We start from the raw sequence: 23,315 nt of genomic DNA, 5'->3' as shown, positions 1-23,315 counted from the left end.
GAGATCTTCATGTCCGACCAGCAGCCGGTCCTGCCCACCCGTGAGCGCAGCCGCTGGCCATGGATCGCGGCGGCCGCCGCCCTCGTGGTGGCGGCAGGCGTGGTGATCGGCGTCGTCGCCGGCCGTGGCGACGCCGACGACGACACTGGTGCCACGACCGTGCGCATCGGCGTCACGGACGCGTCCCAGCCGTACTGGAAAATCTACACCGACCTGGCCAGGCAGAAGCTCAACGTGACAGTCGAGCTGGTCAACTTCAACGACTACAGCCAGCCGAACCCGGCGCTGAGGCAGAGGCAACTGGAGCTCAACCAGTTCCAGCACATCGAATATCTGGCGAACTACAACGTCACCGCCAAGGACGACCTGCAGCCGATCGGCGCGACAGCGGTCTACCCGCTGCCGCTGTACTCGCTGAAGTACAAGCAGCCGGCCGAGTTTCCGGCCGGCGGCAAGGTGGCCATCCCGAACGACGCCATCAACCAGGCGCGTGGCCTGCTCGTGCTGCAGGCGGCCGGCCTGGTCACGCTCAAGGGCGGCGGCAGCGCGTTCTCCAGCACCGCGGACGTCGAGACGAAGAGGGTCGACGTGGTCACCCTGGACGCGTCGCAGACCGCGGGCGCGTTGCAGAACGGCTCGGTGGTCGGCGCGATCGTCAACAACAACTACGCCACCAGCGCGAAGCTGCCCCGGGACGCGGCGATCTTCCAGGACGACCCGGCCAGCGCGAGCGCCGCGCCGTACGTGAACGTCTTCGCCGCCCGAGCCGCGGACAAGGACAATCCGACCTACCTCGAGCTGGCCGGGCTCTACCACGACCCGGCCGTGGAGAAGGGCGTGCAGGATTCCAACGGCGGTGTCGCGGTGCTCCGCACGGTGCCCGCCACCGAGCTGCAGGCGCTGCTCAGGACGGTCCAGGACCAAGCGGCCGCGGCCGGCAAGTAGTCCCCGTGTCACACGTACGCCTGAGGAACGTCACCAAGAGATTCCCGCGGGTCGTCGCCCTCGACGACGTCAGCCTGGAGGTCGCCCGGGGCGAGGTGTTCGGCGTGATCGGCCAGTCCGGCGCCGGCAAGAGCACCCTGATCCGGCTGATCAACGGTCTTGAGGCGCCGACCGGCGGGCAGGTCTGGGTCGGCGATCAGGAGATCACCGCGATGTCCGAGAAGGATCGCCGCGGCGTCCGCCGGGACATCGGCATGATCTTCCAGCAGTTCAACCTGTTCCGTTCCCGCACGGTGGCCGGCAACGTGGCGTACCCGCTCAAGGTGGCCGGCGTCGGCCGGGCCGAGCGGGACCGGCGGGTGGCCCGGCTGCTCGACTTCGTGGGGCTGCTCGACCGCGCCCACGACCACCCCGAGCAGCTGTCCGGCGGTCAGAAGCAGCGCGTCGGCATCGCCCGGGCGCTGGCCACCGAGCCGTCGCTGCTGCTGGCCGACGAGGCGACCAGCGCGCTCGACCCGCGGACCACGGCCGAGGTGCTGGCCCTGCTGCGCCGGGTCAACCGCGAGCTGGGCGTCACCATCGTGCTGATCACGCACGAGCTGGACGTGATCCGGACGGTGGCCGACCGGGTCGCGGTCATGGAGGGCGGCCGGGTCGTGGAGACCGGGACGGTGTACGACGTGTTCGCGCGCCCGGAGAGCGCCGCCGCGGCCGACTTCGTCCGCGGGGCGCTGCGGGACCGGCCGTCCGCGGAGACCCTGGAGCGGCTGCGGCGCACCCACGACGGGCGGATCGTCACCGTTGCCATCCGTGATCAGGCAGGCTTCCAGACCTCCCTGGCCAAGACTTTCCTGGCGCACCGGGTGGCCGCCGGCATCGTCTACGGCGGCGTCAGTGAGCTGCAGGAACGCGCCGTCGGCAGCCTCACGTTCGAGCTGACCGGCCCGGCCGAGGGCATCGACGCGGCGCTGGCCGCGCTGCGCGCCGACGGCGTCGACCTGACCGAGGAGAGCTGACGTGGACGAGTTCCTCACCAACCTGCCGGTCTTCCGCGAGGCCATCGGGCAGACGTTCTACATCGTCGGCATCTCGGTGCTGGCCGGCGGCCTGCTCGGCCTGGCCCTCGGCCTGGTGCTCTACGCCACCCGGCCGGGCAGCCTGCTCGCCAACCGGGCCGTGTTCATCGCGGTGAACATCCTGGTCAACGTGGTCCGGCCGATCCCGTTCGTGATCTTCTTGACCGCGATCCAGCCGCTCATGCTGGTCACCATCGGCACCACGATCGGCACCGACGCGGTGACCTTCGCGCTGTCGCTGGCGGCGGCGTTCGCCGTCAGCCGGATCGTCGAGCAGAACCTGCTGGCGGTCGAGCCGGGCGTCGTCGAGGCCGCCCGGGCCGCCGGCGCCCGGCCGCTGAGCATCCTGCTCACCGTGGTGGTGCCGGAGGCGCTCGGTCCGGTGGTGCTGGGCTACACGTTCATCTTCGTCGGCGTGGTGGACATGTCCGCCCAGGCCGGGCTGTTCGGCGGTGGGGGGCTGGGCGACTTCGCGGTCACCTACGGTTCGCAGCGCTACAACTGGCCGGTCGTCTACATCACCGTCGCGGTGATCATCGTGATCGTGCAGGCCGGGCAGTTCCTCGGCAACTTCCTGGCGAGGAAGGCGCTGCGCCGCTGATCCAGGCGGTCCGGCCGCGGCGGATCCCCGGACGCGGCGGTGAGGCGGTCCGCCGGGGCCGGGGCCGCTTCCCGGATGGCGCCGCTCGGGCGGTCGGGTCGCGGTCCGCCGCGGCCGGGGCCGCCGATTCGGGGGGTACGCCGCGGCCGGCCGCGGATTTTCGCGCATCGACCGGAATGAACGCGCGCCATTCTGGGTACGCCGCGCCCCGACGGTGCGGACCCGGGGGGAGTGGGATGAGCGCGCGCGACGGAATCGTGGGACCCGCGGCACGCTGGCTGCTGGGCAAGGTGTGGGCGGTGTGCGTGCTGGCCGCCGCGTTCGCGGTCAGTCACCATTTCGGCTGGCCGGCGGCGGCCCGCACCGCGGCGGGCGTCCTCGGCGCGGTAGCGGTGGCCGCCGCCGTGGCCTGGGTGCCCCGGTGGACGAAGGAGCGCCCGACCGGCGTGCCCCGCGTCGACACCGGCCTGCGCGTGGTGGTCTGGTCCTGCCTGGTGCTGGGCGTGGCCGCGCTGCTGGCCGGGGCGCCGGCGCTGGGCGCGGCGGCCGGCGCGCTGCTGCTCACCGCGGCCTGGCGGACACGGATCCCCGCCAATTGATGAATGGCGATATGGTGGCGCGATGCGACTCGCCGCATCGATCGCCGCCATAGCGGTGCTCCTCACGCCCTCGGCCGCTGCCGCCGCCACCACGAATGCCGGCACCCGGCCCGTCTACGACTACACGCAGGCCATCCGCGAACAGGTCTGGGTACAGACCGGCGTCGACAGCGACGCCGACGGGCGGCCCGACCGGGTGGCCGTCCGGATCATCCGGCCCGCGGCCAGCCGCAAAGTCCCGGTGATCTTCCAGGCGAGTCCCTATTACGCCGGGCTCAACGACGTACCCAATCATGACGACATCGACCGCGGCGCCGCCGCCGCCCGCACCGCGGCCTCGCCCGCCAGCCGCGCCGACAGCATCTTCTTCGGCGGCTACCTGGACAACTACTTCGTGCCCCGCGGCTACGCGGTGGTCTTCGCGGACAGCCTGGGCAGCGGCGGGTCGGACGGCTGCCCGACGTCCGGCGGGCGCAACGAGACGCTCGGCATGAAAGCCGTCGTGGACTGGCTGAACGGGCGCGCGCAGGGCTTCGGCGCGGACGGCGCGCCGGTGCGGGCCGACTGGTCCACCGGGCGGACCGGGATGATCGGGGTGTCCTACAACGGCACGCTGCCCAACGCGGTGGCCGCGACCGGCGTCCGGGGTCTGGAGACGATCGTGCCGATCGCCGGGATCTCCAGCTGGTACGACTACTACCGGGCCAACGGCGGCGTCGTCGCGCCCGGCGGGTTCCAGGGCGAGGACACCGACGTGCTCGCCCGCGCCGTGCTGACCAGGGCGGATCCCGAGACCTGCGCCGGCGTCATGGACGAGCTGGAACGCGCGCAGGACCGGGAGACCGGTGACTACAGCGCGTACTGGGCGGAGCGGGATTATCTGCGCGACGCCGGCAAGGTACGGGCCAGCGTCTTCCTGGTGCACGGGCTGCACGACGACAACGTCCGCACGCTGCAGGCCGGGCAGTGGTGGGACGCCCTCGCGGCGCACCACGTCCCGCGCAAGATCTGGCTGCACCAGGCCGCGCACACCGACCCGTTCAACGTGCGCCGCGACGTCTGGCTGTCGACGTTGCACCGCTGGTTCGACTACTGGCTGTACCGGATCGACACCCGCATCATGCGCGAGCCGATGGCTGACGTGGAGGTCGCGCCCACCCAGTGGCGGACCTCGGCGACCTGGCCTGTCCCGTCCGGTCACCAGGTGTCGCTGCGCCTGGGGTCCAGCGGCCGGCAGACGTTCGTGGACAACCCGGCGCGCACCGCGACCGACCTGGCCGCCTCGGAGACCACGGCCGACCCGAACCGCCTGGTTCACCTGTTCCCGGCATCCACCCGGGAGACCCGGATCTCCGGGACGCCGGAGATCACCGTCCGCGCGGACCTGGCCGGGGACTCGCCGTACCTGACCGCGCTGCTGGTCGACTACGGTCCCGCCGAGCGCTACGCGGGGCTGCGCACGCTACCCGAACAGGACTGCGTCGGCCCCGGCATCGACGGCGATCCGGGCTGCTTCAACCGTCGGGAGTACGTCACCGCGAACACCCCGTACGAGATCGTCACGCAGGGCTGGCTGGACGTCCGCAACCGGGTCTCGCGCTCGGTGACCACGCCGATCAGCAGCGGTCAGCCGTACACGTTCCGCTGGAAGCTGCAGACCACCGACCACGTGGTCGCCCCCGGCCACCGGCTGGGCGTGGTCCTCATCTCCACCGACCGTGACCACACCCTCCGCTACCCGGCCGGCACGGTCGTCGGCGTCCAGCCGTCCCTCTCCAGGCTGGACATCCGCCTGTCCGCCTCCTAACCGCGGCGCCGGCCGCCCTCCGGGGAGCCTTTCCCCTGACCGCGCCGCGCGGGCTCCGACGCGCCGGCGTCGGAGCAGTCGCCCGGCGCGCCGGCGGCCGCGGTCCCTTCCCGCCCCGTCGGCGGATAACCTCGGCGTGCGAGGGCGAAGGGGACAACGGGGTTGGGCATCGAGGAAGACCTGGCGCTGCTGCGCGCGTACGAGCCGGTGGCCAAGTTCACGGAGGGGGAGTGGTTCTACCCGGTCTCGGTGGAGCGGTACGTCAGCCGCGCCAGCCTGTGGCGGGTCGAACCCGGCAACAGCCCGGTCGAGGTGATCGCGCCGGGCGGCCTGAGCCTGGCCACCCTGGCCGCGGCCGGCGGCGCCGAGCAGGGCCTGGAGCACTCGCTGTCCGGGATCGGCGCCGAGAAGCAGCTGGCCCACATCCCGCTGCGCGAGCGCCCGTCACATCTGGCCCGGGCCAGCCGGCTGGCCTCCGTCGGCCTGACCGCCCGCCTGGTCGACGCCATGAACCGGTTCTCGCTGCTGTTCCGCGGCAGCGTCCCGGGCGGCAGTGCGGCCCGCTCGTTCCTGCTGCAACGCGACCACCTGGAACCCGGGCGGCCCACCTACTACGGGCGGGTGCTGCGCGACGATCCGTGGATCGTCCTGCAGTACTGGTACTTCTACAGCTTCAACAATTGGCGGTCGGCGTTCGGCGGGGTCAACGAGCACGAGGCGGACTGGGAGCAGGTCACGATCTACCTGGACGGGACCGGTGTGACCGGGCCGGCCGGCCTGCCGCCGCCACGCTGGGTGGTTTTTTCGGCGCACGACGAGACCGGCGACGACCTGCGGCGCCGCTGGGACGACCCGGACCTGTCGGTGCACGCCGGCCGGCATCCGGTGGTCTTCGTCGGCGCCGGGTCGCACTCCGGCGCCTACCTGCCGGGCGATTATCTGATCACGGTTCGGCCGCCGAAGCTGCGCGGTCTGGTCGGCGCGCTGCGCGGGTCGGCCCGCCTGCTGGCCCCCTGGTCGGCCGAGGACCGCAACACCGTCGGGATTCCGTACGTGGACTACGCCCGGGGCGACGGCCGGGCGATCGGTCCCGGTCAGGCCGAGGGCTGGCAGCCGGTCCTGATCGGCGACGACACCCCGTGGGTGCGCGACTTCCGCGGCCTGTGGGGGCGCGACACCCGCGACCGGTTGGGCGGCGAGCGCGGCCCGGCCGGCCCCCGTTACTCGCGCGACGGCACCGTCCGGCAGTCCTGGGCCGACCCGGTCGGCTGGGCCGGGCTGGCCAAGGTCGTCCCCAACCCGGACGCCGAGCGCCAGCTCATCGAGATCCGCACCCGGCAGAACGGCGACCGGCTGGCCGCGCTGGACCGGGAGATCGACACCCTGCGCCACGATCTCGCGGTGGCCGCGGCCGGTCTGCCCGCCGCCGCGCCCGAGGTCCGCGGGCTCCTGCCGGACGAGCAGCGGCTGCTCGCGCTGCGGATGGAGCGGACCCGCCTCGCCGACGAGCAGAAACGATCGGCGGCGGTCGTGCCGGTGGTCCAGGACCCGCACGGGCACCTGCTGCACCGGCGGCTGCCGATGGAACCGCAGACCGGCCTGCTCGGCCGCGCCCGCTCCTGGTGGGCGGTGCTGAGCACGCCGCTGATCCTGCTGGCGCTGGGCGCGGTGGTGAACCCGCTCGGGGTGGCCGGCTCGGAGACCGCGCTGAGCCTGTTGCTGGTGCTGCTCACCGTTGAGGGGGCGGTCCGCGGCAAGCTGCTGGCCGTGCTGCTGCGCCTGGTCCTGGCGTGCTCGGCGATCGTGCTGCTGGTGGTGCTCTGGCTGGACGGCCGGTACGTGGTCACGTTCGTCTTCTTCCTCGCGGCGATCCTGGTCCTGCTGGTCAACATCCGGGAGGCATGGCGCCGGTAGCGCGTGCCCGGCGCTGCCGCGGCCGGGGCCGCTCACTGCGGCGGCGGGGGCGCGGCCAGGCCGGTCAGGCGGGTGAGGGCGGCGAACCCGGCGTCGGTTCCGGGCCAGTGCCGGCGGACGGCGTCCAGGCCGGCCCGGCGGACCGTCGAACGCAGCACGGCCGTGACGATGATCGCGTCGTCGGCGTAGCCGAGGACCGGGACGAAGTCCGGGATCAGATCGAACGGGAGCGCCAGGTAGGCGAGCAGCAGCCAGAGCCGGATCCGCACACCGCGAGGCAGGGTGCCGTCGCCGGCCAGCCGGCGCAGCAGCCGGAGCAGGTCGGGCAGCAGCCGCAACGCCTCGGTCAGCCGTACCCCGTCCGGCTTCGCGACGAGCAGGGTCGTCACCAGCGCGAGCCACACCACCGCCAGGGCGATGCCGATGCCGATCAGGGTCTGCCACCACCAGGCCATGACCGCCATTGTCCCGGCAGCCGACCCGCACACCGGCAGCCGGTCCGGCAATCGCCTGCCCCGGGTGTTTCTCCTGGGGCGGCCGGGGCATACCGGGCGCATGCCATTGCTTGACGACAGCCTGGGTCTGGCCGCGCAGGGATACTCCTGGTTCCCGGGGCGATGGCGCCGGGCCGCGAACCCTGACATCCTGCACACCCGCCTGATGGGCAAGCGCGCCGTCGGCCTGCGCGGTCCCGGGGCCGTGCGATTCTTCTACGACGAGGCGAACGTGCGCCGCCACGGGGCCATCCCCGAGCCGGTGCGGGGGACGCTCTTCGGGCACGGCGCGGTCCACACCCTGGACGGCATCGACCACCGCAACCGCAAGCTGATGTTCCTGTCCGTGCTCAAGGACCCGCGCCAGGTCGGCCGGCTCGCCGAACGTGCCGGCCGCGCCTGGGACGACGCCGTGCCGGGGTGGGCGGCCCGGCCGGAGGTCGTGCTCTTCGACGAGACCGCTCAGGTGATCACCCGGGCGGTCTGCGACTGGTCCGGGGTGCCGCTCGCCGAGGCCGACGTGCCGCGGACCGCCGCCGATCTGACCTCGCTGGTCGACGGGTTCGCCACGGCCGGGCCGCGGCACTGGCGGGCGCGCCGGGCCCGCGGGCGTCTGGAGCGGTGGCTGACCGGGCTGATCGAGCAGGCCCGGCTGGACGGCGACGACTCGGTGCTGGACCAGGTGGCCCGGCACACCGGGACCGACGGGCGGCTGCTGCCGCCGCGGCGGGCCGCGGTGGAACTGCTGAACATCATCCGGCCGACCGTGGCGGTGTCGTGGTTCGTCACGTTCGCCGGGCACGCCCTGCACCGCTGGCCGTGGCTGCGCGAACGACTCGGCGGCGGGGATCTGGAGTACGCCGTCGCGTTCGCCCACGAACTGCGCCGGTTCTACCCGTTCGCGCCGTTCGTCGGCGGGGTCGCCGTCCGGGAGACCACATTCGGCGGGGAGCGGGTCCCGAAGGGCGCGATGGTGCTGCTCGACATCTACGGACAGAATCACGACGAGCGGCTGTGGCCGGATCCGTACCGCTTCGACCCGGACCGGTTCCTCGGCGCCGGCCCCGGGCGCGACGAGCTGATCCCGCAGGGCGGCGGCGACCCGCGCACCGGCCACCGGTGCCCGGGCGAGGACGTCACCCTCACCCTGCTCGCCACGCTGGCGATCCGCCTGGCCCGGCTCGACTACGCCGTACCGGAACAGGATCTGTCGATCTCGCTGCGCCGGATCCCGGCGCAGCCCCGCAGCCGCATGCTCCTGCGGGTGAGCGGCTCGGCCACCGCGCAGCCCGCCCGGGTGGCCGAGCACGCCGCGCCGTACCGCTGATCCGAGCGGCTCGGCCACCGCGCAGCCCGCCCGGTGGCCGAGCCGGCCGCCCCGTACCCGCTGATCTGGTTTGCCGGGCCCCGCGCCGGGTAGTCGAGCGCGGCCGTGAATTGGCCGAACCCCCAGCGGGAGCGCTGTGACCAACTCCGATGTGACCTCGGCCCGGACAGACGTGCCGGCGGCGAGCCAGATGATGTGCGCGGACAGCCTGGGCCGCACACTGCTGGCCATGGCCGTGCCGCCGGCCCAGCGCCGCGCCGGCCAGTTGCAGCGGATCCCGGTGCTGGGCCGGCGCGGCGAGCTCCCGGAGGATCAGCGGCGGGTGCTGCTGGCCGCGGAGGCGGTCGACGAGGCGGTGCCGCTGTCCGGAATCGATCACGTGGACACGGAAGCGGTGGCGTCCTGGATCGTGCGTCACTTCACCGCGGGCCGCTACCCGGCGGTGGTGCTCGGCTCGGCACACGGCGCGGCCGTGCACCTGGCGGCCGCGTGTGACGCCGCCTGGCTGCCCACCGCGTTCACGCTCACCGCGCCCTGGCCGGGCGGGGACGCCGCGGACTGGGCGGCGGCGATGGACTGGGGCGCGGCCCTGGCCGAGCGGATCCTGGCGCGCAACCCCGACGTCACGGTACGGCAGGTGCACGATCCGGTGGCGCGCGGACCGCTCTGCGCGGCCACCGTGTCGCTGCAGATCCGCTGGCGGGCACTGCCCGCGGCGTACCGCGACTTCCTCACCTCCCGGGCCGGCTCGATCGTCCTGGTCCGCGATCTGCGGACCTGGCCGGTGCGGGACGGGCCGCTGCGGTACGGCTTCCAGATCGGCTCCCCGGCCGGCGGCTGGACCCCGGACGACTACCACACCCGCAACCCGGTGCTGCAGCGGCTGCTGCGCGGCATCGGCGCGGGCGGCGACTGGCGGACCCCGTGCGAGACCGCGCCCCGGCAGTACGCCGACACCGGTGGCGAACCGGCGCTCGACAGGGAGCTGCGGCAGCTCACCGACGACTTCCACCGGGTGCTCTACACCGAGCCGCAGGCCCTCAGCGCCGGTGTCGCGGACCTGCACCGCGACTGGTCGCACGGCCGGCACGCGGTGATCACCACGGGGCGGATGATCGACCCGTGGCGGGTGGTGGAGGGTCGCGCCGTGCCGTACTGGTGCGAGTCGTCCTCGCGTTCGGTGACCGACGCGGCGCAGCTGTGGCTGGCCGGCAGCCGCCCCTTCGACACCATCACGGTGCTGCCCGAGCCGCCCGGGGTGTTCCAGGACGACACCGCCGGGCTGACCCACTGGCGGGCGGTCGCCAACTTCGCCCGTGGCCACGGGCACGTCGACAGCCTGATCGCCCGGCGTTACCCGCTGCTGCCGTCGGCGCCCGGGCACGCCTCGCAGCGCTTCGACGGCGGCGTGCCGGGACCGCAGCCCGGGCCGTTGCCGGCCGCCGCGGCGATGCGCCGGCTGGCCTGCGGCCCGCCCGGCACCGAGCTGCTGGTGGTCTGACCTGCTGAACCGGCGGCTACTGTCCTGGATGGCTGTGCACGCCTCGCCGGCGTTCCGCACGCGGCCCGGGACCCGCGGGTCGGCCTGCTGTCACTCGGCCCGGACCGGCTGGCCGGCCTACCTCCGGCGCTGGTCGTCACCAGCGAGCGGGACGTGCCGCGAAGCCGGGGCGAGCGGTTCGGCCGTCCGGCGGCCCCCCCGCCTGGTGGCCGCGGTCGTCGAAGCCTTCCGGGCGGGCGCGTGGCAGTGGCCGGTGGGCGGGCCTCTATGGTGGACGGATGGCGTCGGTAAAACAGTTCCAGGTCACCTTCGATTGCGCCGATCCCGAGCGGGTCGCCCGGTTCTGGTGCGAAGTGCTGGGATACGTGGTGCCGCCGCCCCCGGCGGGCTTCGCCTCCTGGGCGGAGTACGACAGGTCGCTCCCGGCCGGGAAGCGGGGGTCCTGGTTCGCGTGCGTCGATCCCACCGGCGTCGGCCCGCGGCTGTTCTTCCAGCGCGTTCCCGAGGGCCGCGTGGTCAAGAACCGGGTCCACCTGGACGTGCGGGTGGGCACCGGGCTGGTCGGCGAGGAACGGCTGGCCGTGCTCCGGGCCGAGAGCGCCCGGCTGGTCGCGCTCGGCGCGGAGCAGGTGCAGGTGCTCATCGCCGACGACGAGAACGAGTCGTGCATCCCGATGCGCGACGTCGAGGGCAACGAGTTCTGCCTCGACTGAGTCAGCCCTGGGCACGCCCGGCCAGCCAGGGTGCCAACACCCGGACGCCGTGGCCGATGGCCCGCTCGTCCGGGTCGAAGGCGCCGAAGTCCGGAAAACTGGTCCGGATCTCGGCGTCCGGCCGGCGGACGCCGAGAAACGTGCAGGTGCCGGGGCTCCGGTTCAGGAACAGGGCGAAGTCCTCCCCGTTGAACGGCGGCGCGACGTGCATCGGCACCGTCCGGGCGTCGCCGATCGTCCGGCGCAGGTGGCCGATGAGGGCCTCGCCCTCGGACCGCGGGGCGATCATGGCGGGGAACGGCGCGTCCGCAAAACTGACCGTGGCGCCCTCGTAGGCCCCCGCGAGCCGCCGGATGTCGCCGCGCACCCCAAAAATGGTGGAGCCAGCACTACCCCGCGGCGGGACGCCGGTCAGGGAGCGCCGGTGTGAGGACGCACGACTCGTCGGCGACGATGGTCAGCGGCGGCTGGGGGGCGAGACGTGCCAGCACGGTGTGCACGATGTGTCCCGGCCCGGCGACAAGGTAGCAGCGCACGTCCCGGGCCTCGCACGCGTGCGCCGCCGCCACCAGCGCCCGCGCTCCGGCGACGGCCAGCAGGTCCAGCTCGCGCAGGTCCACGACGAGCACGGCGTCCCCGCTCAGACCGGCGACCAGGGTCTCCAGCTGGGCGGCGCAGCCGGGCGCGGTGATCGCGTCCAGCGCGCCGCGGATCACCATCGTGCTCGTCCCGTCCGTGCTGGCCACCGTGGTGACGTCAGCGGTCCGGGCGCCGGCGTACCGCCGCAGCCGCAGCTCGGGCGGGCTGCGCAGGCTGGCCATCGCCTCGGCGGCGGCCCGCGCCAGCCGGTCCTGCTCCGGATGGCGCCCTGCCGAACGGAAGTGCAGCGAGAGCACCCCGAGCAGGTCGCCGCGGTCGTCGTGCAGCGTGTGGGCGGAGACCGCACGGAACCCGGCGCGGCGCAGCACCGCCGGCGTCATGGTGATCGTGTCGAGCCGGTCCAGCACCGCCGGCGGCAGGCCGCGGTGCCGTGCGACCCGCAGCAACCCGGTATTCGGGTCGCGGACCTGCAGCGCGCAGGCGTCCGCCACCGTCTCGGCGGCGATCATGATCGCGGTGCCGACCACCTGCTGGTCGGCCAGGGCCAGGAAGTCGTCGGCGACCAGCGTGCCCGGGTCGCCGCGCAACCGGTCGCGGAACGCGCCGAGCACGTCCCGGCGGCTGGCCCGGATCTCCGCGTCGATGAGGTTCTGCTGCTCGCGACTGTGCGCGTCCATGACCGGCTCCATCGTCACAATTGTGTCCAAGTTACCCCGCCGAAGGTGTGTTGACCGGGGGTCTCGTTCGAGTGATCAGGCGATCGAAGATGTGGATCATGCCGGGGGCCGTCCGGGGCGCGGATCGGCTGACGGGCCGTGCGAGGGGGCGGACGGCGCCGGCGGTGGCGGCCCCGTCCTCGGCCCGATCCTCGCGGGCCCGGGGACGCCGATGACCCGGTTCGCGCCCGTGGCGCCGGCTCCGGCCGGGACTCGCCGAACGGGCGGTCGGCCCGGCTCGGGCTGTTCACCGGGGCCCCGATGCGCAAGGCTGGGAAGGAGGATGGGAGCACCGCCATGCCGGTCCACGATGTCGTGACCATCGGCGCCTCCGCCGGTGGCGTCCACGCGCTGCGGCACCTCGTGTCCGGGCTGCCGGCCGGGTTGCCGGCCAGCGTCCTGATCGTGGTGCACCGCGCGCAGCGGGCGGCCGACCGGCTGCCCGACGTGCTGGGCGGGTACGGCGTGCTCCCGGCCGCCCACGCGGTCTGCGGCCAGCGGCTCACCCCGGGGCTGCTCACCGTCGCCCCGCCCGGCCGGCACCTGGTCGTCACCGCCGGTGACGTGCTGCGCCTGCACCGAGGCCCGCTCGTGCACGGGGCCCGACCCGCGGTCGACACCCTGCTGTACAGCGCCGCCGGTGTCCTGGGCCCCCGGCTGATCGCCGTCGTGCTGTCCGGGATGCTCAGCGACGGCGCGGACGGCGCCGCCGCGGTGGCCGCGGCCGGCGGGACGGTTCTCGTGCAGGATCCCGCCGACGCCGACTGCCCGCAGATGCCCCAGGCGGTGCTGGACCGGGTCCCGGGCGCGCGGCGCTGGCCGGCCGCCGAGCTCGGCCCGGCGCTCATCGACCTGATCGGCCGGGCCGGCCCGAGCCGGCGGATCGCCGCGGAACCGTGGCCGGCGGCGGCCGGCGACGTCGAGCGCGCGTTGTGGCTGGCGGTGGTACGGCTGCAGGCACACGCCGCGGTCCAGCAGGGGCTGGCCCGGCAACTGCGCGGCACCCGCCTGACCGGCGGGTTCCAGCACCGGGCCGACGACGCGCTGAGCGCCGCGAACCTGATCACCTCCCACGTGCTGCCGTGGTACACGCGGAATTGTCCCGCCCCGGGCGAACTCCCGGCTCAGGCCGGCGAGGCGGACGAGCGCCGGGTGAACTCCGGCTCGGCGGCCGGCTTGCCGAAGTAATAGCCCTGCAGCAGGCGGTAGCCCAGGGCGTACAGCGCCTGCGCCTGTTCCGCGGTCTCCACCCCCTCGGCCACCGCCGTCAGGCCCAAACCCTGGCTGACCTGGATCAGCGCGCTCGCGATCACGGCGTGCCGCCCGGCCTCGGTGATCCGGTCGACGAACGACTTGTCCACCTTGAGGACGTCCACCGGCACGGTGTGCAGCAGGCCGAGCGACGAGTGCCCGGTGCCGAAGTCGTCGAGCGCGATCCGCACGCCGAGCGACCGCAGGTGGTGCAGGGCGGTCACCGCCTGGCCGCCACCGAACACCGCGGTCTCGGTGACCTCCACGGTCAGGCAGCTCGCCGGCAGTCCGGTGCTCGCCAGGATGTCCGCGACCATGCCCGGGAACTCCGGGCGGGCCAGCTGGCGCGCGGACACGTTGACGCTGACCCGCTCGGGCGCGTCCGGTCCGAGCTCGGCCTGCCAGCGCACCAGTTGCTCACACGCGGTCCGCATGATCCACGCGCCGAGTTCCACGATCAGGCCGTTGCGCTCGGCCACCGGGACGAACTGGGCCGGGCTGACCGTCCCGCGTTCCGGGTGCTCCCAGCGGACCAGCGCCTCCACGGCGGTCACCCGGGCGTCCGGCATCGCCACGATCGGCTGGTAGACCACCCGGAAGTGGCCGGCGTGCAGCGCCGCCTGCAGCTCCGCGCCGATCCGCGCGTGTTCGCCGGCCCGCTCGTCGAGAGCGGGGGACCAGTGCCGGTACGGCTCGCCGGTCTCCTTCGCGGCGTGCATGGCGGTCTCCGCGCGGCGCAGAGCCTCCACCGGGTCGCCCGCCTTGGCCAGCCCGATGCTCGCGCCGACCAGCAGCTCCTGCCCGTCCACCTCGACCGGCGCGGCCAGCGCCGCCACCAGACGCTCGGCGACCTGGCCGCCGGTGTCACCGCCGGGCAGCAGCAGCGCGAACTCGTCACCGCCGAGCCGGGCGACCAGCGTGCCCGGCGCCGCCCCGACGATCCGCGCGGCGAGCAGGACCAGCACCTGGTCACCGACCGGGCGGCCGAGCTCGTCGTTCACGTTCTTGAACCCGTCCAGCCCGAGGAACGCGACCCGGGGCCGTTCGGTGCCCGCCGCCCGGGTCAGCGCCTGCTCGAAGTAGCGGCGGTTGGGCAGCCCGGTCAGGTCGTCGTGCATGGCGATCTGCCGCAGCTCGGTGGCCTTGGCCTGCACCTGCCGGATCAGCCCGGCCATCCGGGCGGCCGACAACAGCACCAGCGCCGCCGACGCCATGCCGATCGCGACCCGGTCGACGGTGTTGTCCCCGACGTCCGGGATGAACAGCATGGCCGGTGCCATCAGGGTGCAGACCGACAGGAAGACGCGCTGGCCGACACCCTGCTGGCCGGACGCGGCCGGCTTGGCCTCGGCGGCCATCGACGGGTGCAGCGCGGCGGCCGCCCACATCACGTACGAGAGCAGGAAGCCCGCGGAGAACTGGTCGCTGTCGGTGTCGCCGTGCAGGCTGGCGATGGAGTACCCCGCGTCGGCCACCAGCAGCAGCACGGCGGCCAGCCCCAGCAGCCGGGTGCTCGACGTGCCGCGCGCGGTGAGCAGCCGGACCAGGATGGCCAGCAGCAGGGCGTCGGCGGCCGGGTACGCGGTGCTGATCACCCACAGCAGCCACGAGTCGGCGGACTCGGCGGCGATCGGGTGCAGCACGAAGACCCAGAACACCAGGCCCAGGCCGATGCCGGCCATCGCGGCCGCGGTGAGCGTTCCGCCCGTCCGCCGGCCGCGGACCAGCAGCCACAGCCCGACCGCCAGCATCGGATAGCTGCTCAGGTAGAAGATGTCGGCGGCGGACGGGTACGGCTCCTGGTGCAGAATCCAGCGGTACCACTCCCAGACCAGGTCACCGGCGACCGAAGCCGCCTGGCCCGCGCTGAGCCAGTACCAGACCGCGGCCTTCGCCGGCCGGTACATCCGCACGCCGGCCAGGATGGCCACCGCGGAGAGCAGCCCGATCCCGTTGTAGAACAGATTGGCCGCGAGCCCGCCGGTGGGCAGCAGGTAGTAGCCGGCGGTCGCAGCCGCGCCGGCTGCGATCCACCACCACCACAGGTTCTCTCGCCGCACGGGCAGCCAATCGTCCGCCGTCGCGCACAGTTGAGCGTTGTCGCCGACCCGGTCCGACGGCAACCCTCTTGATCATTTCGGGCCGGGCTGGCACCGTGGACCGCCATGGCGAGTTGGCAGATGCGAGGTGTGGCCGCCTTCACCCGGCTCGCCTACCGGCGCAGGTTCACCAGCGAGGACGCCGGCCGGCGCGCCCTGCTCCGGCCCAAGGGCCGGTCCGGGCCGCCGCGACCGGTCCGGCAGCGCTTCCCGGTCACGGTCTCCCGGCGACACCGATGCGAGGTGTACGAGGTCACCGCGCGCCCGGACGCGCCCGCCGTGATCGTGTACCTGCACGGCGGGGCGTACACCAGCGAGATCGTCAGCCAGCACTGGTCGTTGATCGCGCACCTGGCCGCGGAGACCGGCTGCGACGTGCTGGTGCCGATCTACGGTCTCGCGCCGGCCCACCACGGCCTGCAGGCCCTGGAGTTCGTCACCGAGGTCGTCGCCGCCCAGGACCGCCCCTGCTACCTGGCCGGCGACTCGGCCGGCGGTGGCCTCGCGCTGCTCGCCGCGCAGGCGGTTCCGGGCGTCGCCGGGCTGACCGTCCTCGCCCCGTGGCTGGACCTGGCCATGGACAATCCGGGCATCGAGGCGATCGAGCCGTACGATCCCTGGCTCGCCCGCCCCGGCCTGCGCCCCATCGCGGACGCCTGGGCCAACGGCCTCGACCTCAAGGATCCCCGGATCAGCCCGCTCCACGGGGACCTGAGCGCCCTGCCGCCGCTGCAGATCCTGGTCGGCACCCGGGACATCACCCTCGCCGACTGCCGTACGCTGCGCGACCGCCTGCCGGCCACGGTGCCGCTGACGTACCACGAGGAGCCGGGCGCGCTGCACGTGTACCCGCTGCTCCCGGTTCCGGAGGCGCGCACCGGCCGCCGCATGATCGTCACCCACGCCCGCGCGTCCATCGCCGCCACCGGCCGATCTCACTAGCCGGTGCGCGGCAGCCGGGCGCCGGCCGTCAAGCCCGCCGCCGCCGCGGCCCCGGTGGCTCGGGCGAGCGCGTCGCGCTGTGCGATGCCCAGCGCGGCGGCGAGGGCGGCGACGTCCTCGAACTCCGGCATGGCCTGGACGATCAGGCCGGCGGCGTGGCCGAGCTTCACGGCGACCGGGTGACCGTCGACGTCCACCCGGACGAAGGTGCGGTCCAGGGCGGTCTTGTGACGGGGCGATGTCCGTACGCCCAAGGTGCTCGTCTGCTGAAAGATGCGATCGCGCACCGCGTCCGCCGCGCTGGGCCGGCACAGGGCGGTCAAGGTGTGCGCGGGGCGCCCCTTCTTCATCAGGATCGGCGTCAGCCAGGCGTCGTCCGCGCCGGCGGCCAGCAGGGCGGTGATCACTCCCGGCCACAGGCGGGGGTCCAGGTCGTCGATGTTGGCTTCCAGGACGACCGCGTCCGCAGCGGTCGAGGGGACGGTTTCCGCGGCGCCGAGCATGACCCGGACGACGTTCGGGCGGTCCGGCGTGTCCCGGGTGCCAGCGCCCACGCCCACCGCGGCAAGCGTCATCGGCGGCAGGTCCTCGCAGGTGGTGGCCAGGGTGCGCAGCAGCGCCAGACCGGTCGGGGTGGCCAGCTCGCCGAGCCCGCCGGGCCGGGTGTCGTGACCACCGGAAGTGGCCGGCCCGCCGGAGCGGATCCGCCAGCCCCGGGCGAGCTCGGCCACGGCCGGGACCGGGACCGGCAACAGCCCGTGCGCGGCCCGGACGAAACCGGACCCGACGGCCACCTCGCTCGCCGACACCGTGGTGACGCCGAGATCGTCCAGGGCGGCGCAGACGCCCACCACGTCGGCGATCGCGTCCAGGGCGCCCACCTCGTGGAAGTGCACCTCCTCCGGGTCGATGCCGTGCACGGCGGCTTCCGCCCCGGCCAGCCGGGCGAACACCGCTGCCGCCCGCGGCGCGCCGGCGAGCAGGTCGCGCAGGTCGCGCCAGGTGCGCCGGGGCTGGTCGGCGATCACCGGTGTGACCTCGGCCTTGCGGGCGCGCAGGCCGGCGCGGCGCACCTCGGTGGCGGTGATCAGCACGGCGCCGGGCACCACCGCGTCGACGGCCGCCTGGACCCGGTCCAGGCCGGCGCCGGCGTCGTGCAGGGCGCCGAGCAGCATGTCCCCGGCGATGCCCGCCGAGGCGTCGATCCACAGGTGTGTCATCGCGCGGCTTCCCCGAGGTCCGCGTTCACCGCGGCGCGGTGATCTGGGCGGCCAGGTGGCCGGCGCCGTAGCCGTTGTCGATGTTGACCACCGCCACGCCGGGGGCGCACGCGTTCAGCATCGCCAGCAGCGGGGCGAGACCGTTGAAGGCGGCGCCGTAGCCGACCGAGGTGGGCACCGCGATCACCGGAGCGGTGACCAGGCCGGCCACGACGCTGGGCAGAGCGCCGTCCATGCCGGCCGCCACCACGATCGCCTGCGCGGCGCGCAGCGCCGGCAGGTGGCCGAGGATCCGGTGCAGGCCGGCCACGCCGACGTCCACGATCAGGTCGGCTTCGCGGCCCAGGTAGCGGGCGGTGAGCAGCGCCTCCCGAGCGACCGGGAGATCCGACGTGCCGGCAGCGACGACGAGCACCGTGCCTCCGGCCGGCGGGGGCAGGGCCGGCGGCCAGGCCAGCAGGGCGGCGTCCGGGTCGTGGTGGGCGTCCGGCAGGGCGGCGCGGACGGCGTCGGCGTGTTCCGCGCCGGCGCGGGTGAAGAGGGTGATCACATCCGGGCGTTGGCCGACGGCGGCGGCGATCGCGGCGACCTGGGCGGGGGTCTTGCCGGAGCAGTAGACCGCCTCCGGATAGCCGCGCCGAGCGGTGCGCCGCAGATCCAGATCGGCGAAGGCGGCGAGGTCCGCCGGAACCTCCGGGATTCGCGGGTACGGCGACGGCGCGCCGGCCGGGAGGTCCGGTGTGGTCGGGCGGTCAGTCATGGGCGGCGGCGACCAGCGGAAGCGTGAACGCGCCGGACTGGATCCCGCCCAGGTCCAGCGCGGCGAAGCGGAACCCCGCCTCGAGGACGGCCGCGCGCACCGCCGACCGCAACGGCTCGGTGACGGCGCGGATCAGATCCGTGGCGGGCAGCTCGATGCGGGCCACGGTGTCGTGGTGCCGTACCCGCAGATCCTGCAAGCCCAGCCGGCGCAGGGCGGACTCGACCCGCTCCACCTGCCGCAGCTTCTCCGGCGTGACCTCGGCGAAGTGCGGGATCCGGGAGGCCAGGCAGGGTGCCGCCGGCTTGTCCGCGCAGGCCAGGCCGAACGCGCGGGCGATCCGGCGGACGTCCGATTTCGACAGGCCGAGCTCGGCCAGCGGCGCAAGAACGCGATGGTCGCCGGCGGCGCGGCTGCCGGGGCGGTCCGGGCGGCGGGCGTCATCCGCGTTTTCGCCGTACGCGACGGCGTCCAGGCGCTCCGATCGTACAAAATCGGCAGTTATGATGGTGAAAAGCTCGTCTTTGCAGTGGAAGCACCGGTCCGGCCCGTTGGCGCGATAGTCCACCCGATCCATCTCCCGGGTGACCACCTCGCGGACCCGGACGTCCAGGTCACGCGCGATCGCGTGGGCGGCGGCCCGCTCGTCGGCGGCCAGGCTGGGGGAGACGCCGAGCAGCGCCACCACCCGGTCCCGGCCCAGCGCCCGGGCCGCCAGCGCGAGCAGCACCGACGAGTCGACGCCGCCGGAGAACGCGACACCGAGCCGATCGATCCCGGTCAGCAGCTCGGAGAATCGGGTCTGGGTCTCGGACAGCCACGCCGCCGGCTCGGGAGCCGGCGGGCGTACCGCATCAGTCATCTCGCTATTTCATGCCCGCGCCGGCGGTGATGGCAAGCGGCTGCCGGACGTCGCGGGCCGCGGCCGGTCCCCGTCGCGGGCTCCGCTGCCGGTTTCGTCGTCGGTTCGGGAGGGCGGTGCGGCCCGCCCGCGGTCCCACCGCACCCCGGTCCGTCACCGTGCCGGCCGTGGGTCAGCGCAGGCGGAACAGCACCTCGCCGGCGTTGTGCACCACGAAGGCGCCGGGGTCGCCGAGATCGACGGCGGCTGGGTCGAGATGGTCCAGGTTGGCCGCGCGGACCACTCTCTCGGGAATGCCGGTGGCCAGCGTCACCGTCACCCGCGGGTGTTCACCGGTGACCGGATCGTAGGTGCCGGCGCCCCGCAGGTGCGTCGAATGGGCCAGGACACCCCAGTGATAATGGGCGAAACGGTCCCACTGCTTGAGGAAATAATCGCGGCAGTGGTATCCGATCTCCTCGATCTCCGGGTGCATCGCCGCGATCCGGGTGATGTGCGGGGCGTAAATGATCACCTGCCCGCCGTCGGCGACCACGGGCTCCACCTTGTAGAAGCCCTTGGCGCCGGTCCACATGTCATCGTACTTCTGCGGAATTATCGAAATAATGCGAGAAAAGGGCTTCTCCACATATTGTACGTGGGTTTGCGCTGAAACATCGGCACAGGCGGCCCACGCCTCCTCCGGCGGGCCGAACGACACCGCGTGCAGCGCGCCGGTGCCCGACTGCACGACCAGGCACAGCGCCAGCCGGCGACTCGGGATCAGCCCGGCCGCCTGATCGATCAGGGCGCGCACCGGCGTGATCCCACGCGTCCCGATGATCGAGGCGCTGGTGATCAGCGCCCCGAGCCAGTGCGAGAAATCGATGATCTCCTGCCCGGCCACCCCGGGGAAGAAATACTTGTTCCCCCCGGAGAACCCGACCACCTCGTGCGGGAACACCGGGCCGACCACCAGGCACACGTCGTGCTCGACCACCGCCCGGTTCAGCACCACGTCCACGTCCTGGCTCATCCGGCCGTCGGACAGCTGCGCCACCCGCGCCGCCGGGATCACGCCGATCGACACCAGTGAGTCCTGATCGTGGTTGAGCACCGAGAACCCCGGGTACGGCCCGCCCAGGTGGGTGCGCAGCTGCTCGTCGGTCATCGGCGCGTGGGTGCCCAGCGCGATCAGCACGGTGACCGCGGCGGCCCGCCCGTGCAGGGCCTGGTGCAGCGCGCTCATCAGCATCGGGAGCGGGCAACTGCGCGTCCCGTCCGGCACGATCACGCAGACCCTCCGGCCGTCAACATCCTCCGCGGACAACCGCTCCGCCACGAACGCCCGGACCTCGGCCTCGTCGAGCACCTGCCCGGGGCCGCCGATTGTGCTAGTCATACCTGCACCTTGCTGCCCGGCGCACGGTGCCGGCAAGCGGTGGGTGGCGGGTGCGGCCGCTTGTCACCCGATCCGGCCCCGGGCGGGGTCTCGTGCGCGGTGGTTCGCGGAGTCTTCCGGGCTCGGGCGAGGGATGGTCCGCGGGGGTGTGCGGGGTGTCGGCGGGGGACTTGAACCCCCATGGGAGGAAGGCCGCAGGCCTACAATATTTGTATATGCCCTGATTTTCGAGCGTCAACTTCGTGGCTCAATGTGGCTGTTTGTGGCGCTGGCGCTCGTGTGTTGCACCCGGTGGCCAGAACCTTACGCTTTATACGTGGGAAGGAGAGCTCACAACGTAACGCGGTAGTGCTACTGGCATGGCCGTCGGTATTGAACCTCCCGTGCGCTCTGCCGCAGACAAAGCGCGCCCGTCCCTGCCGCTATCCGCATCCGTCTCGGTACAGGTAGCGAGTATGCCGCGGGGGAGTCAGATCTTTCGCCTTCGGTCCTGTCAGGGACCGGTGGCGAGCGTGTCGAGATCTGTCCCGATCATCGAGAACACGGCCAGGTTGTACGCTTGTCCGTCCTCCCATTCAGCCATTCGCAGGGTGCCCTCCCGGTGAAAGCCGGCCTTCTCGGCGGCCCGCAGGGAAGCGACATTGTCGACGCGGGCGTGCAACTGGACTCGCCGCATGCCGCCCTCGGTAAGCGCCCACCGGCCGACCGCGCCGGCTGCCTCGGTCGCATAGCCGCGACTGCGCCGATCGGCCCGCACCCCGTAGCCGATCTCGCAGCTACCGGCCTCCCAGTTCGTGTCCCGCAGCCCGATGCTGCCGACGATCTCACCGCTGCTGATATCCACCATCACCAGGTGAACGCCGCGGCCGTCCAGCCGATGCTGATGCACGGTCTCGCCCAGCCACCCGGGCACCTCATCGGCGGTCGCCGGGCTGCCCGGCGGCAGGGCTGTCCGATCGCCGGCCGCCACGAATGCCGCCACCTGGGCTTCGTCGTGCGGTCCGAACTCGCGAACCTCAAGTGTGCCGGCGACGATCTTCACTGGAGGGAACATGGCGAGCACGGTAGCGCGCTGAAGCAAGCCGGGCTGAGGAAAAACGTCCTGATCTGCCGCTGACCGTGAGCGGTGGTCACAGGCAGTAGCCCACGCTCCGAGGCCCCCGGTGGTGGCGCGGACGCTATTGGTCGACTACTGCCGGAGACGTACACCTGCCAGTTCGCGGATCATGCTGACCAGTTCAGCAGCCCTTGGACCACGTTGCTGCAATACCGCCTTGAGGTGCTGCTGCGCATTGCTGCCGGCAAGCGCATCGAGACCTGGCTGAGTAAGTCCGTCAGAAGGATGGCAGGCGGGTGGTGCGAGTCGGCCGGCGCCGGGTGCGATTGGGCGGCGACGGACCGAGCCGATGATGTCAGAGCCGACACCTCCGCGATACCGTAGCCGCGTCCGCGCAAGTGACTGATCACGCCGTCAAGTGTCTTCATCGCCTGGAACGCACCAACACCGCCGTCGTGGAGAACCTCCCAGTCGATGCGCCCGCGTTCCTCTTCTTCCTCGGTGAAGACCGCCATGTCCGTACTATCCCCTACCAGTTGGCCGACCGGTGAAGGGGCATGCTGTATCGGCGCCGCCCGTCGATCGGGCGTGCGTGCCACGGCTGGCACCGCCAATAGCGCTGGGCGGCGGCCAGCGGACGACGGGTGCCCTCTCGGCGGCAGATCCGTGCACGGCGGGGCGAAGAGTTGATCCGCTACCTCACGTATGAGGTCTGCGATCATTGCCTGATGGAGTTCCTGCTCGATCCGCCCTATGGCATCGATCCGCTGCGGCTTGGAATGACGCCGGACGAGGCGCGGGCTGCGCTCGAAACCATTGGCCAGATGCAGCCGACGGCCCATGGCGAACCCGCCGTGCATCTCGCCAGCGGCCTGGGCGCCGGTTTGCGGTGTCGGCAGCTGACCCGAACTTGCTAGTGCCTCGTCTTTGAACGTTGGCCGTGTAATCCGTCGGTTCTGAGCATGTTTCGGGCAGGCTGTCTCTCACGCTGTGGTGTGGGAGGTGATGCCGGGTGGGCCGACGCCCGGAAGTCTTCGTGCGGGCGCTGTCGATGGCCGAAGGCCAGCGACTGCAGAAGATCACACGGACCGCGAAGAACCCGGTCAAGCTGCGCCGGGCGATCGTGGTGTTGATGTCCGGTCAGGGCCAGCCGGTACCGGACATCGCGTACCTGCTCAAGGCCACCGAGGACTACGTCCGTGACGTGATCCACGCGTTCAACGAGCGGGGGTTCGACGCGCTGGACCCAAAATGGAGAGGGGGCACACCGAACAAGATCAGTGAGCAGACCCGTGACTGGATCTGCGTGATCGCCCGGTGTGACCCCCGATTCCTCGGCCAGCCCTTCTCCACCTGGTCACTGTCCAAGCTGCGTGACTACCTGATCGCCAGCGGCCGGTTCACCACGATCAGCGTCGAGACCGTCCGGCGGATCCTGCGCGAACGCGGC

23 protein-coding genes are annotated in these 23,315 nt (G+C 73.0%); 13 read left to right on the top strand and 10 right to left on the bottom strand.

Going from position 1 to position 23,315, the window contains the following annotated elements:
* Positions 1-9 precede the first annotated feature (9 nt).
* From Asi03nite_RS12180 to Asi03nite_RS12155, 6 genes are all read left to right on the top strand, one after another.
* The gene (locus Asi03nite_RS12180; RefSeq protein ID WP_203679186.1) at positions 10-945 is read left to right on the top strand and encodes a MetQ/NlpA family ABC transporter substrate-binding protein; all 936 of its coding nucleotides are present in this window, start codon (positions 10-12) and stop codon (positions 943-945) included.
* Between the two features lie 5 nt (positions 946-950).
* Entirely contained in the window at positions 951-1,961 is a 1,011-nt protein-coding gene (locus Asi03nite_RS12175) for a methionine ABC transporter ATP-binding protein (protein ID WP_239102634.1), read from the top strand.
* 1 nt (position 1,962) lies between these two features.
* Positions 1,963-2,622, top strand: coding sequence for an ABC transporter permease subunit (locus Asi03nite_RS12170; protein WP_203679184.1), 660 nt, complete (start codon positions 1,963-1,965; stop codon positions 2,620-2,622).
* 236 nt (positions 2,623-2,858) lie between these two features.
* Positions 2,859-3,221, top strand: a complete 363-nt coding sequence (locus Asi03nite_RS12165) for a hypothetical protein (RefSeq protein WP_203679181.1) — start codon at positions 2,859-2,861, stop codon at positions 3,219-3,221.
* Between the two features lie 22 nt (positions 3,222-3,243).
* Positions 3,244-5,028 carry a Xaa-Pro dipeptidyl-peptidase gene (locus Asi03nite_RS12160; RefSeq protein ID WP_203679178.1) on the top strand — a complete coding sequence of 595 codons (1,785 nt, stop codon included), beginning with the start codon at positions 3,244-3,246 and terminating at the stop codon, positions 5,026-5,028.
* Positions 5,029-5,190: 162 nt separating this feature from the next.
* Positions 5,191-6,942, top strand: a complete 1,752-nt coding sequence (locus Asi03nite_RS12155) for a hypothetical protein (protein ID WP_203679177.1) — start codon at positions 5,191-5,193, stop codon at positions 6,940-6,942.
* Positions 6,943-6,974: 32 nt separating this feature from the next.
* Here Asi03nite_RS12155 and Asi03nite_RS12150 read toward each other — a convergent pair whose 3' ends face one another.
* On the bottom strand, positions 6,975-7,397 hold the full coding sequence (locus Asi03nite_RS12150) for a YkvA family protein (protein ID WP_203679176.1): 423 nt from the start codon (positions 7,395-7,397) through the stop codon (positions 6,975-6,977).
* Positions 7,398-7,497: 100 nt separating this feature from the next.
* Between Asi03nite_RS12150 and Asi03nite_RS12145 the strand changes: the two genes are divergently transcribed.
* From Asi03nite_RS12145 to Asi03nite_RS12135, 3 genes are all read left to right on the top strand, one after another.
* Positions 7,498-8,763, top strand: a complete 1,266-nt coding sequence (locus tag Asi03nite_RS12145; protein WP_203679175.1) for a cytochrome P450 — start codon at positions 7,498-7,500, stop codon at positions 8,761-8,763.
* 136 nt (positions 8,764-8,899) lie between these two features.
* Positions 8,900-10,264, top strand: coding sequence for a hypothetical protein (locus Asi03nite_RS12140; protein WP_203679172.1), 1,365 nt, complete (start codon positions 8,900-8,902; stop codon positions 10,262-10,264).
* Between the two features lie 278 nt (positions 10,265-10,542).
* Positions 10,543-10,977 (top strand): VOC family protein, encoded by a 435-nt coding sequence (locus Asi03nite_RS12135; RefSeq protein WP_203679169.1) that lies wholly within the window; start codon positions 10,543-10,545, stop codon positions 10,975-10,977.
* Between the two features lies 1 nt (position 10,978).
* Here Asi03nite_RS12135 and Asi03nite_RS12130 read toward each other — a convergent pair whose 3' ends face one another.
* Together Asi03nite_RS12130 and Asi03nite_RS12125 are read right to left on the bottom strand one after the other, a co-directional pair.
* Positions 10,979-11,344 carry a hypothetical protein gene (locus Asi03nite_RS12130; RefSeq protein ID WP_203679167.1) on the bottom strand — a complete coding sequence of 122 codons (366 nt, stop codon included), beginning with the start codon at positions 11,342-11,344 and terminating at the stop codon, positions 10,979-10,981.
* Positions 11,345-11,366: 22 nt separating this feature from the next.
* Positions 11,367-12,254 carry an STAS domain-containing protein gene (locus Asi03nite_RS12125; protein WP_203679166.1) on the bottom strand — a complete coding sequence of 296 codons (888 nt, stop codon included), beginning with the start codon at positions 12,252-12,254 and terminating at the stop codon, positions 11,367-11,369.
* Between the two features lie 336 nt (positions 12,255-12,590).
* On the opposite strand from Asi03nite_RS12125, the gene Asi03nite_RS12120 reads away from it, so the two are divergent.
* Positions 12,591-13,481 carry a chemotaxis protein CheB gene (locus tag Asi03nite_RS12120; RefSeq protein ID WP_203679164.1) on the top strand — a complete coding sequence of 297 codons (891 nt, stop codon included), beginning with the start codon at positions 12,591-12,593 and terminating at the stop codon, positions 13,479-13,481.
* Here the strand turns inward: Asi03nite_RS12120 and Asi03nite_RS12115 are convergent.
* Complete coding sequence (locus Asi03nite_RS12115; protein WP_203679162.1) at positions 13,418-15,604, bottom strand: putative bifunctional diguanylate cyclase/phosphodiesterase; 2,187 nt, start codon at positions 15,602-15,604, stop codon at positions 13,418-13,420. The two genes, Asi03nite_RS12120 and Asi03nite_RS12115, sit on opposite strands and share 64 nt — an antisense overlap.
* A gap of 105 nt (positions 15,605-15,709) precedes the next feature.
* Between Asi03nite_RS12115 and Asi03nite_RS12110 the strand changes: the two genes are divergently transcribed.
* The gene (locus Asi03nite_RS12110) at positions 15,710-16,585 is read left to right on the top strand and encodes an alpha/beta hydrolase fold domain-containing protein (protein WP_203679160.1); all 876 of its coding nucleotides are present in this window, start codon (positions 15,710-15,712) and stop codon (positions 16,583-16,585) included.
* Here Asi03nite_RS12110 and larC read toward each other — a convergent pair.
* From larC to Asi03nite_RS12080, 6 genes are all read right to left on the bottom strand, one after another.
* The gene (gene larC / locus Asi03nite_RS12105) at positions 16,582-17,805 is read right to left on the bottom strand and encodes a nickel pincer cofactor biosynthesis protein LarC (RefSeq protein ID WP_203679151.1); all 1,224 of its coding nucleotides are present in this window, start codon (positions 17,803-17,805) and stop codon (positions 16,582-16,584) included. The two genes, Asi03nite_RS12110 and larC, sit on opposite strands and share 4 nt — an antisense overlap.
* Positions 17,806-17,830: 25 nt before the next feature.
* Positions 17,831-18,565, bottom strand: a complete 735-nt coding sequence (gene larB, locus Asi03nite_RS12100) for a nickel pincer cofactor biosynthesis protein LarB (protein WP_203679144.1) — start codon at positions 18,563-18,565, stop codon at positions 17,831-17,833.
* Positions 18,558-19,427, bottom strand: coding sequence for an ATP-dependent sacrificial sulfur transferase LarE (gene larE / locus Asi03nite_RS12095; protein WP_203679135.1), 870 nt, complete (start codon positions 19,425-19,427; stop codon positions 18,558-18,560). The genes larB and larE overlap by 8 nt, the downstream gene beginning before the upstream one ends.
* A gap of 172 nt (positions 19,428-19,599) precedes the next feature.
* A complete protein-coding gene (locus Asi03nite_RS12090) occupies positions 19,600-20,808 on the bottom strand; it encodes a lactate racemase domain-containing protein (RefSeq protein ID WP_203679123.1) in 1,209 nt (402 codons plus the stop codon).
* Positions 20,809-21,301: 493 nt separating this feature from the next.
* The gene (locus tag Asi03nite_RS12085) at positions 21,302-21,850 is read right to left on the bottom strand and encodes a GNAT family N-acetyltransferase (protein ID WP_239102633.1); all 549 of its coding nucleotides are present in this window, start codon (positions 21,848-21,850) and stop codon (positions 21,302-21,304) included.
* A gap of 182 nt (positions 21,851-22,032) precedes the next feature.
* A complete protein-coding gene (locus tag Asi03nite_RS12080) occupies positions 22,033-22,380 on the bottom strand; it encodes a hypothetical protein (RefSeq protein ID WP_203679113.1) in 348 nt (115 codons plus the stop codon).
* A gap of 213 nt (positions 22,381-22,593) precedes the next feature.
* Here Asi03nite_RS12080 and Asi03nite_RS12075 point away from each other — a divergent pair, with 213 nt between their 5' ends.
* Both Asi03nite_RS12075 and Asi03nite_RS12070 read left to right on the top strand, forming a co-directional pair.
* Positions 22,594-22,782 (top strand): hypothetical protein, encoded by a 189-nt coding sequence (locus Asi03nite_RS12075; RefSeq protein WP_203679111.1) that lies wholly within the window; start codon positions 22,594-22,596, stop codon positions 22,780-22,782.
* Positions 22,783-22,877: 95 nt separating this feature from the next.
* A partial coding sequence (locus tag Asi03nite_RS12070) for a helix-turn-helix domain-containing protein (RefSeq protein ID WP_239102632.1) occupies positions 22,878-23,315 on the top strand: 438 nt, incomplete at its 3' end.

The sequence above is a fragment of the Actinoplanes siamensis genome (assembly GCF_016862395.1).
Taxonomy (GTDB): Bacteria; Actinomycetota; Actinomycetes; order Mycobacteriales; family Micromonosporaceae; genus Actinoplanes; species Actinoplanes siamensis.
Note: the sequence above shows the minus strand (reverse complement) of the source record. Positions and strands in the feature narration are given on the sequence as shown.